This window comes from Kitasatospora azatica KCTC 9699 (genome assembly GCF_000744785.1).
Taxonomy (GTDB): domain Bacteria; phylum Actinomycetota; class Actinomycetes; order Streptomycetales; family Streptomycetaceae; genus Kitasatospora; species Kitasatospora azatica.
Genome location: NZ_JQMO01000003.1, coordinates 2,355,670 through 2,380,093, shown reverse-complemented (window position 1 = coordinate 2,380,093; position 24,424 = coordinate 2,355,670). Strand labels below are relative to the sequence as shown.

Below are 24,424 nucleotides of genomic sequence, written 5' to 3'. Positions count from 1 at the left end.
GCGTCCCCGGGCGGCTCCCTAGCATCGAAAGCACGTCAGACGGCTCGACGTACGAGGGGAAAAGAGAGACATGGAAACCGCCAGCCACCGGCAGCTCACCCACCAAGCCTTCGGCAGGGTCAGGAAGTTCGTCGCCGCCTACGGCGCACTCAGCGCCGCCGTCCTGGTCGTGGACGTCGTGCTCTCGGTCACCGGAAGGGAGCCGACCTCGTTCATGTGGGGGCGGACCGCCGGAGTGCTCGCGAGTGCCGTGGTGGCCTACTGGCTGACGGGCCGCGCCGCCCGGGGATCGCGATCGGCCTTCCTGCGGGTCCGCATCATCTCGGTCGTCGCGCCGATCGCCATCCTTGCCATCGACCTGATCCCCGGCATCCTCCCGCCGTGGTTCATAGCCATGCAGGTCGCCGCCGCGCTCGCGCTCGCCCCAGCGGCGTTCATCGTCAACGGATCCGGGCTCCGCGCGGCCTTTGCCAGGGCGCGCTGACCCGCCCAAGTCCTGGGAGACCCCGGCTTTGACCCGGGGCCTCCCAGGACTGTGCGTCAGAGGAGGTCGAAAGCACCGGACTTGGCTGCGGCGACGAAGGCGGCGAAGGCTTCGGCGGGGAAGACGAGGGCGGGGCCTTCGGGGTCCTTGGAGTCACGGACGGGGGTGACGGCGGCGAAGCCGTCGGCGACCTCGATGCACTCTCCACCCTGCTGGCTGTACGAACTCTTGCGCCACGAAGCGCCGGACAGGTCACTGTGCATGGTTCTCAAAGTCCTTTCGTACATCCCGGATGAAGCGGAGGGACGCGGCCCGCGGGAGCGCCTCAACCTGCAGGTGATCGTAGTCCCTGGCCCATCCGGCCACAGTCTCCACATCTCGCTCGAGGTACCCGCGCTTAAGCGTCTCCACGTAACCAACCATTGCGCGGTGCGGCAGGGTCAACAGCCTTACCGGATAGGCGAAGGGACGATCTTCGCCCAACTCGAATGGCGCAACCTGCATGGTGATCCCCGGACGCTGCGCAAGGGTCTCAAGATGGCCCAGCTGCCTGATCATCCCCTCCCGGCCGCCAATCGGTCGCCGCAGGCAGGCTTCGTCGAGGACAGCGTGGATGGTCGGCACGGGCGCTCGATCGAGGCACCGCTGGCGGGCAAGCAGGATCGCCACGCGCTCATCCGCCTGCTCCTGCGTGATGCGGCCGCGTCGGACCTCTGCGTTCTGGTACGCCTGCGCGTACTCCGGAGTCTGAAGCAGGCTGGGAATCACATTGATCTCGAACAGCCTCATCGCGATGGCTTCCGCCTCGCGCTGAGTGAATTCTGTGTACCCCTCCATCAACGCCCCGTGCTGCGCCTGATGCCACATCAGCAGCAGCGTCCCGCCCGTACCCAACGCCTGATCGGCCAGCTGTGCGAACTTCCGCGTGGGGGATTTCAGCGCCGTTTCCACCGCCGAGACATGGGTGTCCGAGAAGCCCATCCGCTTCCCGAGCTGGGTCTGCGTCCACCCCTTCTCGTTGCGCAACCTGCGGAGTTGCACGCCGAAGGCGGCATACGGGCCCGACGTCGGATCAAGCTTCTTCTGGTTGACCACAGTTACCCCAAGTCCTCATGGCCGAAGTGGAAGCTAGAAGTCCTTCCGATCGTAAGCACAGATGCCGATGCTTGGGAGTGAAATGGCAACAGAAGGGAGTCAACCGGTGACAAAGAGCAGCGAACCGTCTCGCCTGACGAGGATCATCCGGACGAAGCGTGAGGTGGCCGACGATGCCTTGGAGGATTTGAGAGCCGTGGCCAGCCTGGCCGGGATCGCCTTCCCCTCGGCCTGTGTGGACTGGTACGAGGGCCGCTTCACCGGGGACGTCCTGGTGGAGCTGGGCCGAATCCGCCCGGAGGTCGCGCACGAGCTGACCGACCTGCTCCGCGACGGGCTCAAGGCGCGTAAGCGTGCGCAGAGTTGATCGTCCGCGCCCTCGCACGCCGACTGCGCGCCCTCATCCGCCCCTCCGGCCGCTCCACCCCCTCCACCCCCTCCACCCCCTCCGCCATCTCCGCCGCCGCCCGCCGTCGGCCCATGCCCTGCCCGCTGGGTTGGCCCAACTGCCCTTTCTGCACCACGAACTGAGGCAAGCACGATGAGCAACCGCAACCCCCGCACGAGCCGGATGACCCTGCGCGTCTACCGGGTCACCCCCACCGGCCGCCGTATCCCGCGCTCCCGGCAGACCGTCCGGCTCGGCGAGCCCTACACCCGTCCGATCACCGGCGAGTGGCCCGCATGCCGCTGCCCCCGCTGCGTCGCGTCCGGCGAGCAGCAGGGGCAGTTGGTCTGATGACGCTGACGCTCAGCTGTTGAGGAGCGCGTCCTGCAGTGCCTGCGCGACGGCGGCGTGTCCACGGGCGTTGGGCAGCAGTAGGCCGGGCTTGAAATCGTCGAGGAGCATGCCCTCGATCCACCGGTCGCGGTCGCTCGCGCTGTGCCCGCTGGTCACCTTGGCGAGGTCCACGAAGGTGTCCCCGGAGGCGGCGGTCGCCTCCTCGATCAAGCGGTTGAGCGGAAACAACACCTCGTCACGCAGCCAGGCCAGGTCGCCGTGGGTCAGCGAGAGGTACTGGGTCGGGCTGTCGTAGGAGGCGGCAGCCGCATCGGCGGGGAAGATGCTCGGGTAGCCGACCGTGATGACGCGCGCGAAGGGCGCACGCTCGTGCAGGGCCGCGAGCATCTCACTGAACTCGTCGGCCGTCACCGCCAGTCGGGCCGGCAGGCCGTCCTGGAGCGCATCGCGACCGGGCGCACCCCTGTTGCCGGAGTCCTGACCGAGCGTGATGCACTCCATCAGCATCGGAAGGAATTCGAGGGTCGCGATTCCGGCGCCCACCGTGATCACGTCGGTCTTCTCGGAGACCGCCTCGATCTGCGGCGGCACCGGCTGGTAGGGGTAGTCGGGGTCGGTGCTGAGCGGCGGGAACTGGCTGCCCGCCGGCTCCTGCGGGTGCTGCGCGATGTGGGCGATGGTGGCGCCCCCGCTGCTGACGTCGACCAGCTCGACCTGCTCCTCCAGCCTGCGGGCCAGCACCTGCGGATAGGCGAGCGTGGTGCGCTGACAGCCGTCGCGCGGGATTTCGAAGGTCTCCCCAGCGGTCACGATCACCCCTGCGGTGTACGAGTCCCCCAGCGCCACCCAAGTCAGCGGGTCCATGCGGCCTCTCCTCTTCGAGTCGTCTCCGTCTGTGACAGTGACGCACGGAGCACGGTCCGTCACGGGGCACGACACGCGAGATCGGGATCCCAGTCCGCTGTCACACTTCCGCCCCGCCCTCCGTCAGTGCTGTGTACGACGCAGCGAGAACACCCAACACACCGGAGAGACAGCCACCATGCAGCCCCAGCCGCGTATGCAGAACCCCGCCGTGATCATCCCCGACGCGATGCCGGCCATCCTCGGCGTCCTCAAGGCCGCCGAGAAAGGCGGTGTCCCCGGCATCACCATGGAACTGGTGCACCTGCGGGCCAGCCAGATCAACGGCTGCGGCCCCTGTGTGGACGGGGGCGCCCGCAATGCCAAGAAGGCCGGCGAGACGGACCAGCGGCTCTTCGCGCTCCCCGTCTGGCGGGAGGCGCCGTACTACACGGACGCCGAGCGGGCCGCGCTCGACCTCGCCGAGGCGGCCACCCGGCTCGCCGACCGGCCGGACCCGGTTCCGGACGCGATCTGGGACGAGGCGGCACGGCACTACACCGAGGAGCAGCTCGCCGCGATCGTGCTGATGATCGGCGTGACCAACCTCTTCAACCGCCTGAACGTCAGCACCAAGCAGCTCGCCGGCGCCTGGTGACACCGTGCCGGCGGGGGGGTGGCCCAGGGGTCGACCCGAGGGGTCAACCCCCCGCCAGCACGCCGGCCAACGCCCCGAGCAGCATGCACGGCCCGAACGGCAGCGGGTCCTTGCGGCCCGCCCGCCTGGCCGCCAGCAGCAGCAGGCCCCAGGCCGCCGCCAGCAGGAACCCGGCGAAGGCGCCCTGGTATACCGCGCGCCAGCCGTACCAGGCGAGCAAAGCGCCCAGTGAGGGGGCGAGTTTGGCATCGCCCAGGCCCATCGGGCCGAGCAGCGCCAGCAGGCCGTAGAGCAGGAAGAAGACGGCTGCGGCGAGCAGACACCTGGTCAGCACGCCGGTCCGGTGGTCGACCAGTGCGGCGCCCGCGAGCAGCACCGCGACGCCCACCCCGAGCGGCAGCGTCAGGGCGTCCGGCAGCCGGTGCACCGCGCCGTCCACGAAAGCGAGCACCACGCCGAAGAGCGCGACCCAGGCCAGTACCAGCGCGATCGGCCAACTCCCCGCCGCGCCAACACCCGCGCCGACGCCCGCACCCACCGCGGCCGCCACCGCCTCCACCCCGAACGGCGCCGCCCCGAACCGTGCCCCGCACCCCGGGCAACGCCCGGTCGGCGGCAGCCAGTGCGGCACCCGTGCGCACCCGCCGCACACCGCGACCGGCTCGCGGTACGCCACCGCGTACCGTGCCACCGCCCCCCGCAGCACCGGCGCGACCAGCAAACCGGCCAGCGCTCCCAAGATCTCAGCTGTCACGCCTCCCCCCTTACCCTGCCGCGCGTCGGCCACGCCCCGTACGATCTGCTCGCTTGATCCGTACGAAGGGGGAGCCCCATGGACCCGTTGGACGTCACTGATCCCGAGGCCATCGGCCCGTACCGGTTGCTCGCCAGACTCGGCGTGGGCGGGATGGGCCGGGTCTACCTGGCGCGCTCGGCGGGCGGGCGGACCGTGGCCGTCAAGGTGGTGCGCCCCGAACTCGCCGGTGACCCCGAGTTCCTGACGCGCTTCGCCCGGGAGGTGGCGGCCGCGCGGGCGGTGGACGGGAAGTACACCGCGCCGGTGGTGGACGCCGAAGTCGCCGGTGCGCTGCCCTGGTTGGCCACCTCGTACGTGCTCGGGCCGTCGCTGAGCGAGGCGGTGGGCGAGCACGGGCCGCTGCCGGAGCACTCGGTGCGGGCGCTGGGTGCGGGGTTGGCGCAGGCGCTGGCGGCGGTGCACGCGGCGGGTCTGGTGCACCGGGACCTCAAGCCGTCCAACGTGCTGCTGGCGGCGGACGGGCCGCGGGTGATCGACTTCGGTATCGCGCGGGCGCTGGACGGCGACCAGACGACCCGGACCGGGATCGTGGTCGGCTCGCCCGGGTACATGTCGCCCGAGCAGGCGGCCGGTCAGCCGATGGGCCCGGCGGGGGACGTCTTCTCGCTCGGCTCGGTCCTGCTCTACGCGGCGGCCGGGCACGGCCCGTTCGAGAGCGAGTCGGGTCCGGCGGCGCAGCTGTACCGGGTGGTGCACGACCAGCCGGACCTGAGCGTGCTGCCCGAGGAGCTGCGGGGAGCGGTCGGTGCCTGCCTGGCCAAGGACCCGGCCCGGCGGCCCACCGCCGAGCAGCTGTCGGCGATGCTGGCGCCCGAGGGCCCGGAGGCGCTGCTGCGCGACGGCTGGCTGCCGGCGCCGGTGGCCTCCGCGCTGGCCCGGCACGCGGCTTCGGTGATGGACATGGAGGCGCCCGAGCGCGCGGCGACGACCGCCGGCCCGGTCCACCCGGCGTACTCCCCGACGGCGACGGACGGTCGGCCGGCCGCCGACCCGGGGACGATGAAGCTCGGCACCGCGTCCACCACGACCCCCGGCACCACCACCACGACCCCCGCCGCGTCCCGCCCCTCGCGGCGCGGCCTGCTGCTGGCCGGCGGCGGCGTGCTCGCGCTGGCGGCGGCCGGTGGCGCCGGCTGGGCGCTCTCCGGCAGCGGCGGCGGCAAGCCGAGCGCGAACGGCTCCCCCACCGCGCCGGCCTCGCCCTCCCCGCAGGTCACCTCGTTCCCCAACTCCACTGCCAGCGGCACGCCCGCCCCGGCCCCGACCAGCGCCCGCCCGGACGGCGTGCCGCCGAGCCCGCTGTGGACGTACCCGGCGCAGGGCCGGCTCGCCTACGCCCCCGTGCGGATCTCGAACGGCGTGCTGCACCCGCCCGGTGACGCGCTGGTCGGGCTGGACGCGAGCACCGGCGCGGTGCTCTGGTCCCGCCGCGAGGTCAGCGCGACCTACCTGGGCAGCGGCGGCGGCCGGGCGTTCGTCAGCACCTTCAACGGCGTGGCGGGCTACGACTCCAGGAGCGGCGTGCCCAACTGGCAGTCGGTGACCAAGTTCCCGGACGGCCGGACGATCAGCGCGAGCACCCTGCTGGGCGCCGACGACCACACCGTCTTCCTGCTGGGCACCCTGCTGCCCGCCGGAGAGGTCACCACCAGCGGCACCGACGGCGTGTTCGGCTTCTCGCTCGACGGCAAGGACCAGGTCTGGTTCCAGCCGCGCAAGAAGGGCACCGACCCGCTGGTCGACAGCCTGGTGGCCGGCGGCAACCTCTACTACACCGACGACCAGGACAACCTGGTGGCCCGCAGCGGCGGTGACGGCCGGCAGGTCTGGTTCGCCACCACCGGCGCCAAGGCGGCCTTTCCGCCCGCCGCCGACGACACCCAGGCGTACTGCCTGGCCGAGTCCACCGGCCTGCAGGCGGTACGGCTGAGCGACGGCGTCCAGCAGTGGGAGATCAAGGTGCCGGCCGGCGAGAAGCGGATGTTCACCCCCGTGACGGCGGCGGGCGGTGTGGTCTACGGCGGCGACGGCACCAGCGCGGTCACCGCCTGGGACGCCAAGACCGGTAAGCCGCTGTGGAGTTGCCCGCTGCCCCGACCGGCTTCGGGATTGGTCCCGCCGGTCCTGGTGCATGAGACGCTGTTCGTTCCGGGCCGGGGCGCCGAGGGGGTGTACGCGGTGGACATCAAGCAGGCGAAGATCCGCTGGACCTTCAAGAACGGCCTGGACACCGGCGACGACTGGTTCCTGGCCACCGACGGCGAACGGCTCTACGCGACCTTCGCCTCGACGGTCTACGCGCTGCCGCCGGTCTGACCGACCGACTCGAACCGACCGCCACCCGGTCGGCTCTTCCCAGCCGGCCGCCGGCCCAGCACAGTAGTGATCTGACCGACCGTCAACGAGGCGCACGGGGGCACACATCGATGGGGCCGCAACCGCTCGGGCCACAGGATCCGCCGGCCGTCGGGCCGTTCGAGCTGCTCGCCCGGCTCGGCTCCGGCGGCATGGGCCGGGTCTACCTGGCGCAGGCGCCGGACGACGGACGGCCGGTGGCGGTCAAGGTGGTGGACGCCGACTACGCCCGGGGCCGCGACTACCTGCCGCGGTTCCGGGCCGAGGTGACGGCGGCCCGGACGGTGCGCAGTCCGTACGTGGCCGCCCTGGTGGACGCCGACCCGGAAGGCCCGACGCCCTGGCTCGCCACCGAGTACGTGCGCGGCGGCTCCCTGCGCGATTTGGTCCACGAGTGCGGTGCACTGCCAGAACTGACGGTGCGTCAGCTAGGCGCGGGACTCGCCGAGGCGCTGACCGCGATCCACGAGGCCGGGCTGGCGCACCGCGATCTGACGCCCGCCAACGTGCTGTTGACTCCGGACGGCCCCCGGGTGATCGACTTCGGCATCGCCCGGGCCGCCGGGGCTCCGGCGCTGACCCGGACCGGTGCGGTGCTGGGCACCCCCGGCTACATGGCCCCCGAGCAGGCGGCCGGCTTCCGGGCCGGCCCGGCCGGGGACCTCTACGCGCTCGGCGCGGTGCTGGTCTACGCGGTCACCGGCAGCGGGCCGCACCTGGTGCCCGGACCGCTCGGCGCCTCCACCGTGCTGCCCGGGGTGCTGGCCCGGCTCGGCGGACGCGGTCCCGACCTGCGGGCGGTGCCGGCCACGCTGCGCCCGCTGCTGCGCGAACTGATGGCGCACGACCCGATGGACCGCCCGATCGCCCGACTGCTGCGCGCCCGACTGCTGGCAGGCGACGCCAGCGGGCAGAGCGGCTCCGACCTGGACTTCGAGCCCGACTGGCTGCCTGAGCCGGTCCGGGCCGCGCTGGCGCGCGACAGCGCCGCAGCCGAGGGCTACCTGCGCCCGCCGGACCCGCGCCCACTCGACACCGGCGACACCGGCGGCACCGGCGGCACCGGCGGCAGCGGGCGCACCAGCGCGACGGCCGGGCTCGGGCGCGCCCTGATCCGGCTCGGCGGGGCGCTGTCCAAGGAGACCGGGCCCGGGCTCTCCCGTCGCGCGGTGCTGCTCACCGGCGCGACCGTGGCAGCGGCGGCGGGCGGCCTCGGCTGGGCGGCGGCGCGTCGGCAGCCACCCGCACCGCCGAGCAAGCCGCCCTTCCTCGACCCGCTGTGGCAGGTGAGCAGCGCCCCGCCGCTGCTGCAGTTCGCCCCCGCCCCGGCGTACCACCTGGTCCTCTACACCGACGAGACCAGACTGATCGCCCTCGACCGCCGGTCCGGCCAGCAAGTCTGGGCCTACTCCACCGACTCGCTGATGACCGACCCGGTGGTCAGCGGCCAGCTCGCGTTCGCGCTCAGTGGCGGCTCGGTGCTCTGCGTCAGCGTCCCGGACGGCGCGTTGAACTCCGCGATCGGCCCGCTGCTGAGCGAGGAGCTCGGCACCATCATGCCGAGCACCCTGCTGGCCGCCGACGACTACACCGTGTACGGCGGCGGTCCGGTCCAGGCCCCCGTCGTCGGGCTGCCGGTCAGCTTCGCCTGGTTCGCCCTGCCGCCGGCCACCGAGCGGACCCGGTGGGCGTTCACCGACCCGATCGCGCCGACCGGCCTGATCTACGACACCACCTCGGCCTTCCGCGGCCTCACCCCGCGCAACCAGCTGATCTTCGCCGACGACACCGGCCACCTGGTGGCCCGCGCCACCGCCAACGGCCGCAAGCTGTGGGCCTACCCGGCCCGCGGCTACATCTGGCAGCCCGGCACCACCTCGGTCACCCGGTCCAGCTGGGCCACCCTCGCGCCGGACGGCAGCCGGCTCTACCTGCCGGTCGGGCAGGACGAGTCGATGCTGCAGTCACTCGGCGCGGCGGACTCCAGCGAACTGCACCACGACTACCTGCCGCACGGCGCCCAGGGACCGTGGACCCCGGCCGCCGTGTACCAGGACCTGGTGCTCACCGCCTGCGGCGAACCGCTGCTGCGCGCCTACGACGCGGCGGACCTGCGGCTGCGCTGGACCTGCCCGCTGCCGGCCCCGCCCGCGCCGGCCCGGCCGATGGTGGTGCGGGACAGCCTCTTCGTCCCCGGCGCACTGGGGCACCTGTACCGGGTCGATCTGCGCCGGCAGCGGGTGGACGGGATCTTCGCGCCGGACTCGCGGTTCGGCGCCGAATGGCGGCTGGCCACCGACGGCACCCTGCTCTACGCGGGCTTCGGCCTGGCCCTGTACGCACTGACCGCCCCGTGAGCAGCAGCGGCCGCCCAGTTCGTGGCAAAGAACACGCGCATCCTCCGGCGGCGGCCCCGTAGAGTTTGACCATGCAGGTCATCCAGTCCAGCAAGCTCGCCAATGTCTGTTACGACATCCGCGGCCCGGTGCTCGACGAGGCGATGCGACTGGAGGACCAGGGGCACCGCATCCTCAAGCTGAACACCGGCAACCCCGCCGCGTTCGGCTTCGACGCGCCGCCGGAGATCCTCCAGGACATCCTGCGCAACCTGGCCTCCGCGCACGGCTACGGCGACTCCAAGGGCCTGCTCTCGGCGCGCCGCGCGGTGGTGATGCACTACGAGGAGCGCGGGCTGCACGGCCTGACCGTGGAGGACGTCTTCCTCGGCAACGGCGTCTCGGAGCTGATCCAGCTGGCGATGACCGCGCTGCTCGACGACGGCGACGAGGTGCTGGTCCCCGCACCCGACTACCCGCTGTGGACCGCCTCGGTCAGCCTGGCCGGCGGCACCGCCGTGCACTACCGCTGCGACGAGCAGTCCGAGTGGTACCCGGACCTGGCCGACATCCAGGCCAAGATCACCGACCGGACCCGGGCGATCGTGGTGATCAACCCCAACAACCCCACCGGCGCGGTCTACCCGCAGGAGGTGCTGGAGGGGATCGTGGAGATCGCCCGGCGGCACAAGCTGGTGGTCTACGCGGACGAGATCTACGACAAGATCCTCTACGACGACGCGGTGCACGTGCCGCTGGCCACCTTGGCCCCCGACCTGTTCTGCGTCACCTTCAACGGGATGTCCAAGGCCTACCGGGTGGCCGGGTTCCGGTCCGGCTGGATGGTGCTCTCCGGCGACCGGCACCGGGCCCGCAGCTACATCGAGGGCCTCAACGTGCTGGCCAGCATGCGGTTGTGCGCCAACATGCCGGCGCAGCACGCGGTGGCGGCCGCACTCGGCGGTCGGCAGTCGATCAAGGACCTGATCCTGCCGGGCGGGCGACTGCTGGAGTCCCGGGACGCGGCCTACCGGCTGCTCAACGAGATCCCCGGGGTCAGCTGCGTGAAGCCGAAGGGCGCGCTGTACGCGTTCCCGCGGCTCGACCCCTCGGTGTACAAGATCAAGGACGACGCCCAGATGGTGCTGGACCTGCTGCGCTCGCAGCGGATCCTGATCGTCCAGGGCAGCGGCTTCAACTGGCCGGAGCCGGACCACTTCCGGCTGGTCACGCTGCCGCGCGCCGAGGAGATCGAGGACGCGGTGACCCGGATCGGCGACTTCCTCTCGGGGTACGTGCAGGTCTGACCCGCCGCTGCTGCTCCACCGACATGCGGGGATGTACCGACGGGCGGGGATGTGCCGACGGGCGCGGATTTGCCGACGGCCGCAGTCTGCAGCTCGGCGATCCCTCGTGGTCGGGGAGGATCGCCGAGCCTGAGACTGCGGCCGTACCTGTCCAGCTTTTCGGGCGGTGGCCCAAGCTTTCAGCGGTCTGGCCGCCGCGCCACTCCGCAGCGGCGGCCAGACCTGGTCACGCGGGCGTCAGCCCAGGCGCTTCAGCAGCGCGCGGTACTCCTCCCACAGGGCCTCCGGCGTGTGGTCGCCGAAGAGCTCCAGGTGGGACGGGATGAGCGCGGCCTCCTGGCGCCAGATGTCCGCGTCCACCGAGAGCAGCAGCTCCAGGTCCGCGTCCGAGAGATCCAGGCCCTCGAGGTCCAGCGCGTCCCGGCTCGGCAGCACGCCGATCGGGGTGTCGACGCCCTCGGCGGTGCCCTGCAGGCGCTCGACGATCCACTTGAGCACGCGGCTGTTCTCGCCGTAGCCGGGCCAGACGAACTTGCCCTCGGCGTTCTTGCGGAACCAGTTGACGTAGTAGATCTTCGGCAGCTTGCTCGCGTCGGCCTGCGCGCCCAGCTTCAGCCAGTGCGCGAAGTAGTCGCCCATGTTGTAGCCGCAGAAGGGCAGCATCGCGAACGGGTCGCGGCGCAGCTCGCCCACGGTGCCCTCGGCGGCGGCGGTCTTCTCGGAGGCGATGTTGGAGCCCAGGAAGACGCCGTGCTGCCAGTCGAAGGACTCGGTGACCAGCGGGACGGCGGTGGCCCGGCGGCCGCCGAAGAGGATGGCCGAGATCGGCACGCCCGCCTGGTCCTCCCACTCGGGGGCGATGGTCGGGCACTGCGCGGCCGGGACGGCGAACCGCGCGTTCGGGTGGGCGGCCGGGCCCCCTCCGGGTGCCGCAGCGCTCTCCGGCGTCCAGTCGTTGCCGCGCCAGTCGATCAGGTGGGCCGGCGCCTCCTCGGTCAGGCCCTCCCACCAGACGTCGCCGTCGTCGGTCAGCGCGACGTTGGTGAAGACGGTGTTGCCCCAGAGGGTCTCGATCGCGTTGGCGTTGGTGTCCACGCCGGTGCCGGGGGCCACGCCGAAGAAGCCGGCCTCCGGGTTGATCGCGTAGAGCTGCCCGTCGGCGCCGAAGCGCATCCAGGCGATGTCGTCGCCGATCGTCTCGACCTTCCAGCCCGGGATGGTCGGCTGGAGCATCGCCAGGTTGGTCTTGCCGCAGGCGCTCGGGAAGGCCGCGGTGACGTACTTGACCTCGCCGTTCGGCGCGGTGAGCTTGAGCACCAGCATGTGCTCGGCCAGCCAGCCCTCGTCGCGGGCCATGGTGGAGGCGATGCGCAGCGCGTAGCACTTCTTGCCGAGCAGGGCGTTGCCGCCGTAGCCGGAGCCGAAGGACCAGATCTCCTTGGTCTCCGGGAAGTGCGAGATGTACTTCGTCGTGTTGCACGGCCACGGCACGTCCGCCTGACCCTCGGCCAGCGGGGCGCCCACGGTGTGCACGGCCTTGACGAAGTCCCCGTCCTCGCCGAGCTGGTCGAGCACGGCCTGGCCCATCCGGGTCATCACGCGCATCGAGACGGCGACGTAGGCGGAGTCGGTGATCTCGACGCCGTACGCGGCCAGCGGGGAGCCGACCGGGCCCATCGAGAACGGCACGACGTACATCGTGCGGCCCTTCATCGCGCCGCGGAACAGGCCCTTCTCACCCTGGAAGACCTCCCGCATCTCGGCGGGCGCCTTCCAGTTGTTGGTCGGGCCCGCGTCCTTCTCCTGCTCGGAGCAGATGTAGGTGCGGTCCTCGACGCGCGCGACGTCCGACGGGTCGGAGGTCGCCAGGTAGGAGTTGGGGCGCTTCTCGGGGTTCAGCTTCTTGAAGGTGCCCTGCTCGACCAGCAGGTCGGCGAGACGCTGGTACTCCTCCTCCGAGCCGTCGCACCACTCGATGCGGTCCGGCTGGGTGAGCTCCGCGATCTCGTTGACCCAGGCCACCAGGCGGGCGTGGCGGGTGGGGGCAGCCGTGCTCACGGCAGAGTTCTCGGACGACACGATCGCTCCGTTTCACGCCGACTCAGCCATGAGTCAGGCGTTCGGGGGTTGAGGGTGCTTAGCAGCGTAGCTCCGGTCTTCAAGGGCCAACACGGCATGCCGTCAGTTTTGAAGCAACTTTTGCTACATGATGGACAAAAACTGGCCAATCCGGAGGCAGTCGAGGCAGGGGCGAAAGTCGCCTGGATCACACCCGAACACTCCAGTATGGATAAAAGTGAGGGAGGCCACTTCCTACCCGTCAGTAACCTACGCATCCGTAGGTAGCATGAGCAGCATGACTGCGGACCAAGTCGAAGCTGCCGAGAGCCCTGCTCCTCCATTGGTCAAGCCGGCCTGGCGCGGGTGGCTGCACGCGGGGATGTTCCCGGCCTCGGTGGCTGCGGGGATCGTGCTGATCTGCCTGGCGGACTCCACCCCCGCGCGGATCGCCTGCACGGTCTACTCGGTGAGCGCCTGGCTGCTCTTCGGCGTCAGCGCCGTCTACCACCGGTTCAACTGGGGCCCGCGCGGCGACGCCGTACTGCGTCGCCTCGACCACGCGAACATCTTCCTGATCATCGCGGGGTCCTACACGCCCTTCACCATCCTGCTGCTCAAGGGCGGACGGCAGGAGCTGCTGCTCTGGCTGGTCTGGGGCGGCGCGCTGGCCGGGATAGCGTTCCGGGTCTTCTGGGTCGGCGCACCGCGCTGGCTCTACACGCCCTGCTACCTCGCGCTGGGCTGGGCTGCGGTCTTCTTCCTGCCGGACTTCCTGCGCACCGGCGGGGTCGCAGTGATCACCCTGATGATCGTCGGCGGGCTGCTCTACAGCGCGGGCGGCGTGATCTACGGGCTGAAGCGGCCGAACCCGTCACCGCGTTGGTTCGGGTTCCACGAAGTCTTCCACGCCTTCACCCTCGGGGCCTTCATCGTGCAGTACGTGGGCGTCTCGCTGGTGGCCTACTCCACCGCCTGAGCCGGCTCGCTCGGAACCGGTCCGCTCGAAACCGGTCCGCTCGGAACCGGTCCGCTCGGCGGTGCTGCGCTGCTCGCGGGCCCGGCGGCAGCGCTCGCAGTGCGCGGCGTCCGGGCGGATGTCCGGGCGGCCGTGATGGGCGTGGTGCGCCTGGGTCGCCGACCGGAACCGGCGCGCGACATGGACCATCACCAGCAGCACCTCCACCGAGGCGACCGCCCAGACCAGTGGGGCGCCGTCGACGAGGTAGGCGGCCACCACCGCGAGCGCGGCGCCGACCACGGCGACAGTGCCCCAGAACTGCAGGTCCCGAGCGTCCTTCACGGCCATCGCCACCTCTCCCCGTCCTGACCCAGCGGCATATCGTATCCACAGACAGTCACAGGGCGTAGTCGACGGCGGGCGAACAATGCATCAATGTTTCATCAACTCCGGGTGCCGCCAACGGCACTGAATGCCCTAAGGTGCCCGGACCTGACGCAGTGCCCCCACGGAAGTCGCCGTGGGGGCACTGGTGGTGCGGCTGGTGACTGAGCTGATCAGTCGCGCACCCGCCGACGGCGGACGGCCAGCCCCGCCCCCGCCAACGCGGTCACACCGAGTGTCGCGGCAGCGGTGACCGCCGGGACGTTCAACCCACCGCCGGTCGTGGCGGCCACCGGGCTGAACGGCACCGGGTTGGCCGCCACCGGGTCGACTGCCACCGGGTTCACCGAGAAGCCGCCGCCCAGGCCCGCCTTGTCGTAGGCCGAACCGGGCAGCTTGTCGCCGTACCGCTGGTGCACCAGCTGCTGGTACGCCGCCAGGGTCACGCCGCCGGTGCCGACCGAGCCGCGCGCCTCCGCGTCCAACGGCAGCACCCGGCCGCCGCGCAGCACGTACCAGGCGTTGAGCTGCGGCTCCCGGAAGACGGTGCCACCGCCTCCCGCCGCACCCTGGGCCGCGTAGTCGGTCTCGTCGCTGCCGGAGGCGATGTTCACCACCCGCCAACTGCCGTTCTGCTGCACGGCCCAGACCGAGGCGCGCTGTCCGTCGGCGGCGACCACCTTGGTGGCGGCGAAGTCCACCCGGGCCACCGGTGCGCCGGCGGTCCCGGCCACGAAGCCCGGGTCCAGGGTGTAGACGGGGACCGTCGAGCCGACCAGTTGCGGGGCCGACTGGGCGGCGGCCTGCGCCTCGGCCGCCGCGCTGAGCTGGAGCGGCTTGGTGGGCGGAACGCCCTTGCGGGCGAAGAAGTGGCCCAGCTGGTCGAGCACCGCCGGGGTCTGCACCGCACCCCGGGCGGCGGCCAGGTCGCTCGGGGCCAGGTTGCTCGGGGCCACGGCAGCGGGCGCGGCGGCGGGCGCCGCGACTGCTGCGGGCGCGGTGTCGGCGGCCGCGAGCGGGGCGGCGAGGGCGGTGGCCGCCGCGACGGCCACCATGGCCACGCCGATCTGACGGATCTGACGGATCGTCATCATGGCCTCCTCACGCGCCGATCTGGTAGAGGGAGTGGGTCCAGGAGAACGAGCTGTTGTTGACGTAGTACCAGTAGTCCGCCCAGTTGTAGCGGTAGTCGGAGGGCCACGGGTCGCCCCAGTACACCCAGTTGTTGCCGGTGTCGTAGCCGTACAGCACCTCCATGTGGCCGCCGCCGGAGGACCACTGGATCCTGGTCTCCACCGGACGGTTGTTGTTGATCTCGTTCTGCACGGTGCTGTAGTACAGGTACCCGCTGACGTAGTTGCCCGGGTTGATGCCGATCCAGCTCAGCGCGTTCTGCACGTTGTCCAGCGCGGCCTGGCTGTTGGGGCAGCTGGAGTCGATGGACCGGCCGAACGCGGCGTTGCAGAACTGGTTCTGGCTGTAGCTGTAGCCGAAGTAGCTGGCGATGGTGTCGCCGCTGGCCGCCCAGCACCAGTTGGTGTTCTGCTGTTGCTGCATGGTGATGTTGAGCGTGCGCCAGGTACCGCCGGCGGTGGCGGCATTGGCGCTGGTCCTGGTGCTGGTGCCGGCGGTGTTGCTGGTGCTGGTGTTGGCGGCGTTGACCGTGGGGGTGGTCGCGGCCGCGGCGGGGGTGGTCGTCGCGACGGTCAGGGCCGGGCCGAGGGCGGCGAGCGCGGCGACGGCGAGCGCCTTGCGCAGCCGCGTCCGGGCTCGGGGTGCTCTCGGAGTCGTTCCGGGAGAAGGCATGGCGTTTCCTCCGTGCGGTGAAGGCAGGGAAAGGAAGTGGGGGGCACGCTGTCCCGACACCGTCCGGATCGGCGGCGGGGTGTGAGAGAGCATCAGGCTGTTGACCGTCCCTGGTCAACGGCCGTGCGGGCGGGGCGCGGCCCGGTGTGAACGCCACGCTCCGTATGTGAACAGCGGCCGCCGCTGCCCACCGGAAGGGTGACAAGGAGCCACGGACGTGTGAATATTCACCACCGTCACCGCCCCGGGTCCCCCAGCCCGAACGGGAGAGGAGGTCGCCATGCCGCGCAGTCCGCACGCCGTCCAGCCCGAGCTGGCCACCGTGCTGCGCACCGGTCCGTTCCACCTCGCACTGCGTACCGCACTCACCGCCCGCGGCCTGGCCCTGCACCGGGTGCAGCAACACCTCGCACAGCGCGGTGTGCACGTCGGAGTGACCAGTCTCAGCTACTGGCAGCAGGGTCGGCGCCGCCCCGAGCGGGCCGAATCACTGCGCGCGGTACGGGTCTTGGAGGAGGTGCTGGAGCTGCCCGCGCACTCGCTGACCCGGCTGCTCGGCCCCCGTCGGGCCGGCTCCGGCTCAGGCTCAGGCTCCGGTGATGAGTTCACCCCCACCGTGGCCACCCGCCCCTACCGCGACCTGATCGCCCCCGCCGACGCGGTGGACGGCCTGCTCGCCGAACTCCCCGGACCGCGCGACACCGGGGTCCACACGGTGGCGCACATCGAACGCATCCGGCTCGGCGCCGACCGTCAACTGCTGCGCCGCGACTCGCAGCACGCCGTCCGGGCACACCGTGACGGGATCGACCGCTATCTGGCGATCTACCAGGGCGATCCCGGGTGCGACGTCTCCCGGGTCCGGGTCCGGGCCGAGGAGAACTGCCGACCGGGCCGGATCCGACGCGACCAGTCCGCCCGACTGGTCATGGCCGAGCTGCTGTTGGACCGCCGGCTGCGCACCGGCGAGACCCACCTGCTCGGTTACGGCTTCGACGACGCACCCACGCCGACGCCGAGCAACGAGTACGTCCGCGGCTTCAACTCCGGCACCGGCCAGTACGTCCTGCAGGCCACCTTCGACCCGGCCGCACTACCGGTGCGCTGTCACCGGTTCGCCAGCAGCGCACCCGGCGCGGTGCCGTACGAGAGCGAGGAGCTCACCCTCGACGGCCACCACTGCGTGCACCTGGTCGCCACCGGACTCGGGCCCTGCCTGCTGGGCGTCAGCTGGGACTGGGACTGAGGGCGGGGCTGACTGTGGGGGTGGCAGTCCGGGCAGGGTCGGCGGTGAAGTTCAGGATGACGCTGTCGCCCAACGGGCGGAAGCCGATCTTCTGGTAGATCGAGTTGCTGGTCGGGTTGGCCAGATCGGTGAAGAGCAGCACCTCGCTCGCCCCGCGCTCACACCCGACAGCGGAGATCGCGGCCGTCACCGCACTGGCGTAGCCGTTCCCCCGCAGCTCGGGCGGGGTGTAGACCGGCCCGATCCGGGTCATCCCGGCCGTCACCTGGGAGAGTCCGGCGAAGGAGACCGCGCGGCCCGCCTCGTCCTCCCAGATGTGCAGATCGCCACGGGCGGCGCGGTGGGCCACGATGCTCTCGACGTCGTGCGGCTGGACTCCGACCACCGCGAAGAAGTCCCCGAACCAGTCGATCAGCAGCTCACGGTCGGCGGGCCGGGCCGGCCGCAGCCGTCCGGCGGTGGCCGGCGGGGTCAACTCGCCCAGGCGGTAGAGCCGCTGCTCCTCGTGGATCTCGACGGTGCCGCCGGTGCGCTCGGCCCAGGCCTCCGCGAAGGCGCGGGCCTCGACCACCCCGCCGGACACGCCGGCGAGCTCGCGGTGTTCGGTCAGCGCGTCGAGCAGCTCGCGGGCGGCCTCGACCGGCATCCGGCCCAGCCGCAGCGGGAACGGCGGCGTCTGCGCCCAGGCACCGGCCACCGGTGCGTCCTCACTCGCGCGCCACCAGCCGAAGCGCGGACGCCGGCTCGGATCCCCGCCGGCCGTGCCCCCGCCGGCCAGGTTGCTCACGATGGTCAGCAGCACGGTGTTCTCGGCCGGATGGGCCGCCAGGTAGTCCCCGGCATGGGCACGGAACTCGTCCAGCGAATCAGTGAGAGTCCAGGTCATCCACCGATCCTGGGCCACCGCCGCGCCGTGTGCATCCGATTTATCCGTCTGCTTGTCCGCCTGCTTGTCCGCCTGCCGGCTGTCTTCCTGCCCCCAGCTTGCGCGCCAGCTCGGCCGGGTCCGCCGTCGGCGCCTCGCAGGCGAAGTGCCGGCACACGTAGGCGGCGGGCGCCCCGCCCAGCAGCGGCCGGTCGGCCAGCAACGGCACCTCGGTGCTGCCAGCCTCGCCACGGGCCACCACCGCGCCCGGCGCCGTCCCCAGCAGCGCGGTGCGGTGCAGCGCGACCGTCCGCGGATCCTCGGCCGGACCGACCACGGCCACCTCGTACGGACCGTCCAACAGCGCCTCCGCCGTGGCCAGGCCCCAGCCGATGAACCGCGGCGCCTGCCCGGCGAGCGCGGTGACCACGCCCAACGCCCGCTCGGCGGCGGTGCGGTGGCGCTCCGAGCCGGTGTAGGCGGCGTAGCTCAGCAGCGCCTGGGCGGCGGCCGTCCAACCGGAGGGGGTGGCGTTGTCCGTCGGGTCCTGCGGGCGGCGGATCAAATCCTCCGCGTCATCCGCCGTGTCGTACAGGCTTCCTGATGCCTCGTCAGTGAAGCGCAGCAGTACCGTGTCGAGCAGTCCGCCCGCCAGGTCCAGCCAGGAGCTCTCCCCGGTCACCGCGTACAGCGCGAGGAACCCCTCGGCGGTGTCCGCGTAGTCCTCCAACACGCCGGCGTTCTGGCCGGCCCGGCCGTCCCGCGAGGTCCGCAACAGCCGCCCCTGCGGGGTCAGATGGACCGAGAGCAGCAGGTCGGCCGCCCGCTCCGCCGCCGCCACCAGGTCCGGCCGGTCCAGCAGCGCCCCGCACTCGGCGAGCGCGGCGATCGCCAGCCCGTTCCAGGCGGCCACCACCTTGTCGTCCCGGGCCGGCGCCGGACGCTCGGCCCGCGCGGCCAACAGGCCCGCCCGCAGGCGCTGGTAGACCTCGGGGTCGGCCGGGTCGCGCAGCAGCTGCAGCACCGAGCGACTCTCCTCGAAGGTGCCGCTCTCGGTCACCGAGAAGAGCTCGGCGGCCTCGTCCCCGTCCTGCTCCCCCAGCGCCGCGCGCAACTCCTCGGGCGTCCACACGTAGTAGGCGCCCTCCATGCTCTTCCCGCTCGCCTCGTCCAGGCTGTCCGCATCCAGCGCCGAGGCGAACCCGCCCTCGGCGGTGCCCAGTTCGCGCACCAGGAAGTCCGCCGTCTCCAACGCCACCCGCCGGGCCAGCGAATCCCCCGTCGCCCGCCACAGGTGCAGGTAGACCCGGGCCAGCAGGGCATTGTCGTAGAGCATCTTCTCGAAGTGCGGCACCACCCACTCGGCATCCACCGAGTACCGGGCGAAGCCGCCCGCCAACTGGTCGTAGATCCCGCCGCGGGCCATCGCCTCGGCCGTCTGCCCCGCCTGCTCCAAAGCCACCTCGGACCCGGTGCGCGCATGGTGGCGCAGCAGGAACTCCAGCACCATCGACGGCGGGAACTTCGGCGCCCCGCCGAACCCGCCGCGGGTCGCGTCGAAACTACGGCTGAGCCCCACCAACGCCTGGTGCAGCTCCCGCTCCCCCGGCGCCGGCACCCCCGCCCCGGCCCCGTACAGCCCCGCCCGCTCCGCCAACTCCTCCCGGATCCGCCCCGCGACCTCGCCGACCTCCCCACGCCGCTCCCGCCAGGCCGCCTCCACCCCCTCCAGCACCTGCCGGAACCCGGGCATCCCGTGCCGCGGCCGGGGCGGGAAGTACGTCCCGAAGTAGAACGGATCCTTCTCCGGCGTCAGGAACACGGTCATCGGCCACCCACCCTGCCCCGTGGCCGCCTGCACCGCCTCCATGTACACCGCATCCACATCCGGCCGCTCCTCCCGGTCCACCTTCACCGCGACGAAGTGCTCGTTGAGGTACTCCGCGATCTCCACGTCCTCGAAGGACTCATGCGCCATCACATGACACCAGTGACAGGCCGCGTACCCGACCGACAGCAGAACGGGCACCCCGCGCCGCTCGGCCTCCGCGAACGCCTCGGGGGACCACTCCCACCAGTCCACGGGGTTGTCGGCGTGCTGCTGGAGGTAAGGGGACGTGGCAGCGGCGAGGCGATTCACATGCTCACCTTCTCACGCCGACTGGCTGCACACGGCGACCTGCACGTGGGGGCACCGGATGTCGTCCCAGCGCCGCGCGCCTTTCCAGCGGGCCGACAGTGCGCGCTTGCCTGTACGCCGAGCCGGTGCCGTCAGCGGGCATCCGCCTCGGGCCGGGGCAGCTCGTCCGGGTCGAGGGTGTAGGTCCGCCCGTCGGCCAGTTCGATGGGCAGCTTGCCTGAGCCGTACTTGTGCGTGTGCGCCGCGATGTAGCCGGAGCCGGTGGGCTGGGTGTGGACGACGACCTCTGCGGCGTTCGGGTCCACCACCACGTAGACCGGGATGCCGTAGCGGCCGTACTTCGCCGTGCAGTCGTCGTAGTCCTTGCGCGCGGAGGAGACCGGCACCACCTCGGCGATCAGCAGCACGTCCTCGAAGGTGAAGCGCTTGCCCTGCCGCTGCGCGTCCTCCCGCAGGATCGCGAAGTCCGGGGCGGAGTTCTCGTCGGCAGGGAAGTCCAGGTAGACGTCGGAGGCGGTCTTCGCGTGCCGGCCGAGCGAGAGCGAGTCGATCTGCATCGACTTGATGGTGCTGGAGCTGTGTCGTAGAAGCGGGAGCGGACGCCGCGGGGCCACGGCACCCACCTCACACGGGCCCTCACCCGGCACAACCCGCCCCTGAGGACGCCGCCCGGCGACAGCCGGTCCGGCCGACCGCCGAACGGCCGGACGCGGCTGCTCAAACCTCCGAGCCGCGGGACCGGGGCGCTGCGGCGGCCAGGCCGTCGGCCATGCGCTGCATGAAGCGCGTCAGATACCACTGCCAGAACCGGCCGGACAGCGGGAGTTTCGGGGTGAAAACAGCGGACCAGCTGATGTGGGTACCGCCCTGCGGCGCCGGTGCGAGGTCGACGGTGCCCCGGTAGGAGCGGAAGGGTCCGCCGACCGTCTCGTAGCCGAACCTGCGGTCGGAGACGAGTTCGACGACGCGCTCCCGGGAGACCGCCCGCCCGGTGCGGAACACCCTGGTGTCGCCCACCTGTTGCAGGGCGCCCGGGTCACCCCCGCCCTCGATCTCGGCGGAGTCGATTGGTGACCACGACGGCCAGGTACCCGCACGCAGGAGCAGCGCGAAGACGGCGGCGGGCTGCGCCGGCGAGTGGGACGTCACGGCATAGGAGTAGTGAGTCGCTTTCACGGGAGTTCGCTTGCCCATCTGTCGGCGCGGTTCCGGGAACGGTGCCACTACGGTATGACCACGATTTTGCCGCTGGCGCGACAGCTCATCAAGTCAGGTCGTGCGGCCCGCACTTCATCGAACGATGACGAGTCGCACCTCGTTCACGGCCATGCGTCCAACACGGTGTCGCGGCGAGGGCGGCGCCGGCGGTGAAGACGGCGGCCGAGGAGGCGGCTTGCGGGCTGCCCTGGGGATGAGGTGGCCAGCTGGCCTGGTTGTGCACATTCACTGGCACCGGTGACACGCCGCATACCCCACGCTCAGCAGCACCGGCACCCCACGCCGCTCCGCCTCCGCGAACGCCTCGGGGCTCCACCGCCACCAGTCGACCGGATTCTCGGCGTGCTGGAGCAGATCTGGAGCAGATCTGGAGCAGCTAAGGCGAGGTCGCGCTGCCCGAGCGAGTCACGTACGCCGGCCTCTCACAGCTGGCCGGCCCTTTCCCGCTGTTGTTGCTGGTCGACGGGCCGGGCTAGGCTGGTGCTCCCCGATTCTGTGAGTGATCATGCCGTGACGAACCAGGATGGGCGCCTTCCAGGGGGCGGGCCGACCCCGTGGGGCGGCAGCGAAACGGGCACGGTGGTGGCGATCGTCGATGGTCGCGGGTACGTGACGGGCTGGAACGCCGAGGCCGAGCGGCTTCTGGGCTATCCCGCCGACGAGGTCGTGGGGCGGCCTGCGGCGGACCTGCTGGTTGAGCCCGTCACACACGAGGACGTACGACGGGCTCTGGCCCGGAACCCGGAACGGTTGAGTGGCCCGCTCGCCCTGCGGCACCGCGACGGGCAGCGGGTGGATGTGACGGTGGTCGCGCATCACGGCGTGGCTCGCGACGGTGCACCGGATGACGCGCTGGACAGCTGGCGCGTCGTGTGCGCTCTGACGGGGTCGGATCCCCGGCCCGAGGACGAGGACCTCGCACGGTGGGCCTGGGATCAGGCGCCACGCTGCTCGGTCTCGCTGTACGACGCGCAGCTCAGGTACCGCCGCTCCAATCAGGCCATGGTTCCTGTGGTCGGCCTGCCGGACAGCGCGGTGCGTGGCCTGGGCATTCTCGACATCACCACCCAGCCGCAGGCCGTGAAGCTCGCCGACGGACTGCGCCGGGCGCTGGAGAGCGGCGAGCCGGTGCACCTGGAGAGTTTCCAGCGCACCGGGGGCCAGCGACGGATCCATGCGTGGTCCGTCGACTTCGCTCCCCTGAAGGACCCCGACGGCACGGTGCACGGTGTCGCCCTCGTCGCCCACGACATGACCGAGCAGTTCTGGGCGCGCAAGCGCCTGGTGCTGCTCAACGAGGCCGCCAGCAGGATCGGCAGCACGCTGGATCTCAGCCGAACCGCGAGTGAGCTGCTGGAGGTGACGGTCCCCGAGTTCGCGGATTTCGCGAGCGTCGACCTGCTCACCGCTCTCGAAGCCGACATCGAACCGAGTGACAGCGAGCTCTCCGGCAGTGTGATGCTCCGGCGGATCGCGCACCGCTTCGCCCCGGGCACGCGGCTACCGACCGTGCTGGAGATCGGCACCACCGACAGCTATCCGGAGTTCACGCCGCCGGCGCGCGCGCTCGCGACGGGCACCGGCGTGCTCTGCAACGCCGAGGACCCCGAATTCGTCCACTGGATGGAAGTGGACAGCCGCCGCGCCGCGATCATCCGGGACCAGGGCTACCACTCGATGATGGCGGTGCCGTTGCGCGCCCGCGGGGTGACGCTCGGTGTCGCCGTGTTCTACCGCCGCAGCCGCGCCGAGCGCATGGAACGGTTCGGGCGGGACGATCTCCTGCTGGCCGATGAGCTGGCCGCCAGAGCCGCCGTCGCGATCGACAACGCCCGCAGGTACACCCGTGAACGTGAGACCGCGCTCTCCCTGCAACACAGCCTTCTGCCGCAGCGCATGCCGGAGCAGGCGGCGATGGAGGCGGCTTCCAGGTACATCCCGGCGTCGACCCGCTCCGGGATCGGCGGTGACTGGTTCGACCTGATCCCACTCTCCGGCGCCCGTATCGCCCTGGTCGTCGGCGACGTCGTGGGCCACGGCATCCGCGCCACCGCGACCATGGGCCGGCTGCGCACCGCCGTGCGCACGCTCTCGGACGTGGACCTGCCGCCGGACGAGCTGCTGACCAGACTGGACGACCTCGTGGTGCGGCTGTCGTCGGAGGCCGGGGCCACGGGGGAGGTCGGCGAGATAGGGGCCACCTGCTGCTACGCCATCTACGATCCGGTGTCCCGGACGTGCACGATGGCCAGTGCCGGGCATCCGCCACCGGTGATCGTGACGCCGGGGGGCACGCCGGCTGCGGCCGGGATGCCGATCGGCGCGCCGCTCGGCGTTGGCGGGCTGCCCTTCGAGGCGACCGTGGTGGAACTGGCGGAAGGCAGCCTGGTGGCGATGTTCTCCAACGGTCTGATCGAGACCCGCGAGCGCGACGTCGACGAGGGATACCAACGGCTGTGCCAGGTGCTCGCACACACCGGGCCGTCGCTGGAAGCCGCCTGCGACGCGGTCGTCGACGACCTGGTGGTGGGGCGCCCCCGTGACGATGTCGCCCTGGTCATCGCGCGCACCCGCGCCTTGGACGACGACCACGTCGCCACCTGGGAGATCCCGTCCGACCCGTCCGCGGTCGCCAACGCCCGCAAGGCGGTCTCGCAACGGCTGTCCGAGTGGGGCGCGAGCGAGCAGATCTATCCGGCGGAACTGATCGTCAGCGAACTGGTGACCAACGCGATCCGCTACGCGGCCCCGCCGATCACGTTGCGCCTGATCCGCGACCAGGTCCTGATCTGCGAGGTCTCGGATGCCAGCAGCACCGCCCCGCACCTGCGCCGCGCCCGTGACTGGGAGGAGGGCGGCCGCGGTCTGATGCTCGTCGCCCAGATGGCACACCGCTGGGGCACCCGGCACAGCCTCACCGGCAAAACCATCTGGACCGAGATGACCCTCTCCTGAGACCGGGCACGGCCTGCATCTCCGTCAGACGGTCCGAAGTCACGACGGCACGCGCGGCCGGTGACCGGATGATGATCCTCGGGACGCGTTCCGGCGCCGGCCTCGCTATGCTGACCCTCCTCATCGACGCCGATCCAGCTCGGTCGGCGCGATC

General features: G+C 71.6%; 22 protein-coding genes and 1 pseudogene. 10 read left to right on the top strand and 13 right to left on the bottom strand.

Going from position 1 to position 24,424, the window contains the following annotated elements:
• The first annotated feature begins 70 nt into the window (after window positions 1-70).
• Window positions 71-484 (top strand): hypothetical protein, encoded by a 414-nt coding sequence (locus BR98_RS21220; RefSeq protein ID WP_035846897.1) that lies wholly within the window; start codon window positions 71-73, stop codon window positions 482-484.
• Between the two features lie 56 nt (window positions 485-540).
• On the opposite strand, the gene BR98_RS21215 is transcribed toward BR98_RS21220, so the two are convergent.
• Together BR98_RS21215 and BR98_RS21210 are read right to left on the bottom strand one after the other, a co-directional pair.
• Window positions 541-747: a DUF397 domain-containing protein gene (locus tag BR98_RS21215; protein ID WP_035846895.1), complete on the bottom strand. Its 207-nt coding sequence runs from the start codon at window positions 745-747 to the stop codon at window positions 541-543.
• Window positions 737-1,579, bottom strand: a complete 843-nt coding sequence (locus BR98_RS21210) for a helix-turn-helix domain-containing protein (RefSeq protein WP_035846894.1) — start codon at window positions 1,577-1,579, stop codon at window positions 737-739. Before BR98_RS21210 ends, BR98_RS21215 begins: the two co-directional genes overlap by 11 nt.
• 196 nt (window positions 1,580-1,775) lie before the next feature.
• Here BR98_RS21210 and BR98_RS39510 point away from each other — a divergent pair, with 196 nt between their 5' ends.
• Together BR98_RS39510 and BR98_RS21200 are read left to right on the top strand one after the other, a co-directional pair.
• Window positions 1,776-1,946 carry a hypothetical protein gene (locus BR98_RS39510; RefSeq protein WP_157537871.1) on the top strand — a complete coding sequence of 57 codons (171 nt, stop codon included), beginning with the start codon at window positions 1,776-1,778 and terminating at the stop codon, window positions 1,944-1,946.
• Window positions 1,947-2,120: 174 nt separating this feature from the next.
• Window positions 2,121-2,318 carry a hypothetical protein gene (locus BR98_RS21200; RefSeq protein ID WP_035846891.1) on the top strand — a complete coding sequence of 66 codons (198 nt, stop codon included), beginning with the start codon at window positions 2,121-2,123 and terminating at the stop codon, window positions 2,316-2,318.
• Between the two features lie 12 nt (window positions 2,319-2,330).
• On the opposite strand, the gene BR98_RS21195 is transcribed toward BR98_RS21200, so the two are convergent.
• Entirely contained in the window at window positions 2,331-3,185 is an 855-nt protein-coding gene (locus BR98_RS21195; RefSeq protein ID WP_051970014.1) for an SGNH/GDSL hydrolase family protein, read from the bottom strand.
• 178 nt (window positions 3,186-3,363) lie between these two features.
• On the opposite strand from BR98_RS21195, the gene BR98_RS21190 reads away from it, so the two are divergent.
• Window positions 3,364-3,822, top strand: a complete 459-nt coding sequence (locus tag BR98_RS21190) for a carboxymuconolactone decarboxylase family protein (RefSeq protein WP_035846889.1) — start codon at window positions 3,364-3,366, stop codon at window positions 3,820-3,822.
• Window positions 3,823-3,865: 43 nt separating this feature from the next.
• On the opposite strand, the gene BR98_RS40440 is transcribed toward BR98_RS21190, so the two are convergent.
• Entirely contained in the window at window positions 3,866-4,576 is a 711-nt protein-coding gene (locus tag BR98_RS40440; protein ID WP_063774818.1) for a prepilin peptidase, read from the bottom strand.
• Between the two features lie 78 nt (window positions 4,577-4,654).
• Between BR98_RS40440 and BR98_RS21180 the strand changes: the two genes are divergently transcribed.
• From BR98_RS21180 to BR98_RS21170, 3 genes are all read left to right on the top strand, one after another.
• Window positions 4,655-6,955 (top strand): protein kinase domain-containing protein, encoded by a 2,301-nt coding sequence (locus BR98_RS21180; protein ID WP_035846887.1) that lies wholly within the window; start codon window positions 4,655-4,657, stop codon window positions 6,953-6,955.
• A 110-nt stretch (window positions 6,956-7,065) separates the two neighbouring features.
• Window positions 7,066-9,351 (top strand): protein kinase domain-containing protein, encoded by a 2,286-nt coding sequence (locus BR98_RS36515; RefSeq protein ID WP_051970012.1) that lies wholly within the window; start codon window positions 7,066-7,068, stop codon window positions 9,349-9,351.
• A gap of 71 nt (window positions 9,352-9,422) precedes the next feature.
• Entirely contained in the window at window positions 9,423-10,637 is a 1,215-nt protein-coding gene (locus BR98_RS21170) for a pyridoxal phosphate-dependent aminotransferase (RefSeq protein ID WP_035846885.1), read from the top strand.
• Between the two features lie 237 nt (window positions 10,638-10,874).
• On the opposite strand, the gene BR98_RS21165 is transcribed toward BR98_RS21170, so the two are convergent.
• A complete protein-coding gene (locus BR98_RS21165; RefSeq protein ID WP_407639472.1) occupies window positions 10,875-12,695 on the bottom strand; it encodes a phosphoenolpyruvate carboxykinase (GTP) in 1,821 nt (606 codons plus the stop codon).
• Between the two features lie 289 nt (window positions 12,696-12,984).
• Between BR98_RS21165 and trhA the strand changes: the two genes are divergently transcribed.
• Window positions 12,985-13,674, top strand: a complete 690-nt coding sequence (gene trhA, locus BR98_RS21160; protein ID WP_035846882.1) for a PAQR family membrane homeostasis protein TrhA — start codon at window positions 12,985-12,987, stop codon at window positions 13,672-13,674.
• Here the strand turns inward: trhA and BR98_RS21155 are convergent.
• From BR98_RS21155 to BR98_RS21145, 3 genes are all read right to left on the bottom strand, one after another.
• Window positions 13,570-14,004: a hypothetical protein gene (locus tag BR98_RS21155; protein ID WP_157537868.1), complete on the bottom strand. Its 435-nt coding sequence runs from the start codon at window positions 14,002-14,004 to the stop codon at window positions 13,570-13,572. The genes trhA and BR98_RS21155 overlap by 105 nt on opposite strands.
• 209 nt (window positions 14,005-14,213) lie before the next feature.
• The gene (locus BR98_RS21150; protein WP_232247475.1) at window positions 14,214-15,131 is read right to left on the bottom strand and encodes a hypothetical protein; all 918 of its coding nucleotides are present in this window, start codon (window positions 15,129-15,131) and stop codon (window positions 14,214-14,216) included.
• A gap of 10 nt (window positions 15,132-15,141) precedes the next feature.
• Window positions 15,142-15,846, bottom strand: a complete 705-nt coding sequence (locus BR98_RS21145; protein WP_083976797.1) for a papain-like cysteine protease family protein — start codon at window positions 15,844-15,846, stop codon at window positions 15,142-15,144.
• Between the two features lie 280 nt (window positions 15,847-16,126).
• Here BR98_RS21145 and BR98_RS21140 point away from each other — a divergent pair, with 280 nt between their 5' ends.
• Window positions 16,127-17,092 (top strand): hypothetical protein, encoded by a 966-nt coding sequence (locus BR98_RS21140; RefSeq protein WP_035846878.1) that lies wholly within the window; start codon window positions 16,127-16,129, stop codon window positions 17,090-17,092.
• On the opposite strand, the gene BR98_RS21135 is transcribed toward BR98_RS21140, so the two are convergent.
• The 5 genes and pseudogenes from BR98_RS21135 to BR98_RS38210 all read right to left on the bottom strand — a co-directional run.
• The gene (locus tag BR98_RS21135) at window positions 17,073-17,978 is read right to left on the bottom strand and encodes a GNAT family N-acetyltransferase (RefSeq protein ID WP_035846877.1); all 906 of its coding nucleotides are present in this window, start codon (window positions 17,976-17,978) and stop codon (window positions 17,073-17,075) included. The two genes, BR98_RS21140 and BR98_RS21135, sit on opposite strands and share 20 nt — an antisense overlap.
• A 40-nt stretch (window positions 17,979-18,018) precedes the next feature.
• Window positions 18,019-20,097, bottom strand: coding sequence for a thioredoxin domain-containing protein (locus tag BR98_RS21130; protein ID WP_051970010.1), 2,079 nt, complete (start codon window positions 20,095-20,097; stop codon window positions 18,019-18,021).
• Window positions 20,098-20,228: 131 nt separating this feature from the next.
• Window positions 20,229-20,654: a Uma2 family endonuclease gene (locus BR98_RS21125; protein ID WP_083977546.1), complete on the bottom strand. Its 426-nt coding sequence runs from the start codon at window positions 20,652-20,654 to the stop codon at window positions 20,229-20,231.
• 160 nt (window positions 20,655-20,814) lie between these two features.
• Window positions 20,815-21,246: an SRPBCC family protein gene (locus BR98_RS21120; RefSeq protein WP_232247474.1), complete on the bottom strand. Its 432-nt coding sequence runs from the start codon at window positions 21,244-21,246 to the stop codon at window positions 20,815-20,817.
• 300 nt (window positions 21,247-21,546) lie between these two features.
• Window positions 21,547-21,678, bottom strand: a pseudogene (locus BR98_RS38210) (DUF255 domain-containing protein); the annotation flags it as partial.
• A gap of 147 nt (window positions 21,679-21,825) precedes the next feature.
• Here BR98_RS38210 and BR98_RS21115 point away from each other — a divergent pair.
• Complete coding sequence (locus BR98_RS21115; protein WP_051970007.1) at window positions 21,826-24,270, top strand: ATP-binding SpoIIE family protein phosphatase; 2,445 nt, start codon at window positions 21,826-21,828, stop codon at window positions 24,268-24,270.
• The last annotated feature ends 154 nt before the right edge of the window (window positions 24,271-24,424 follow it).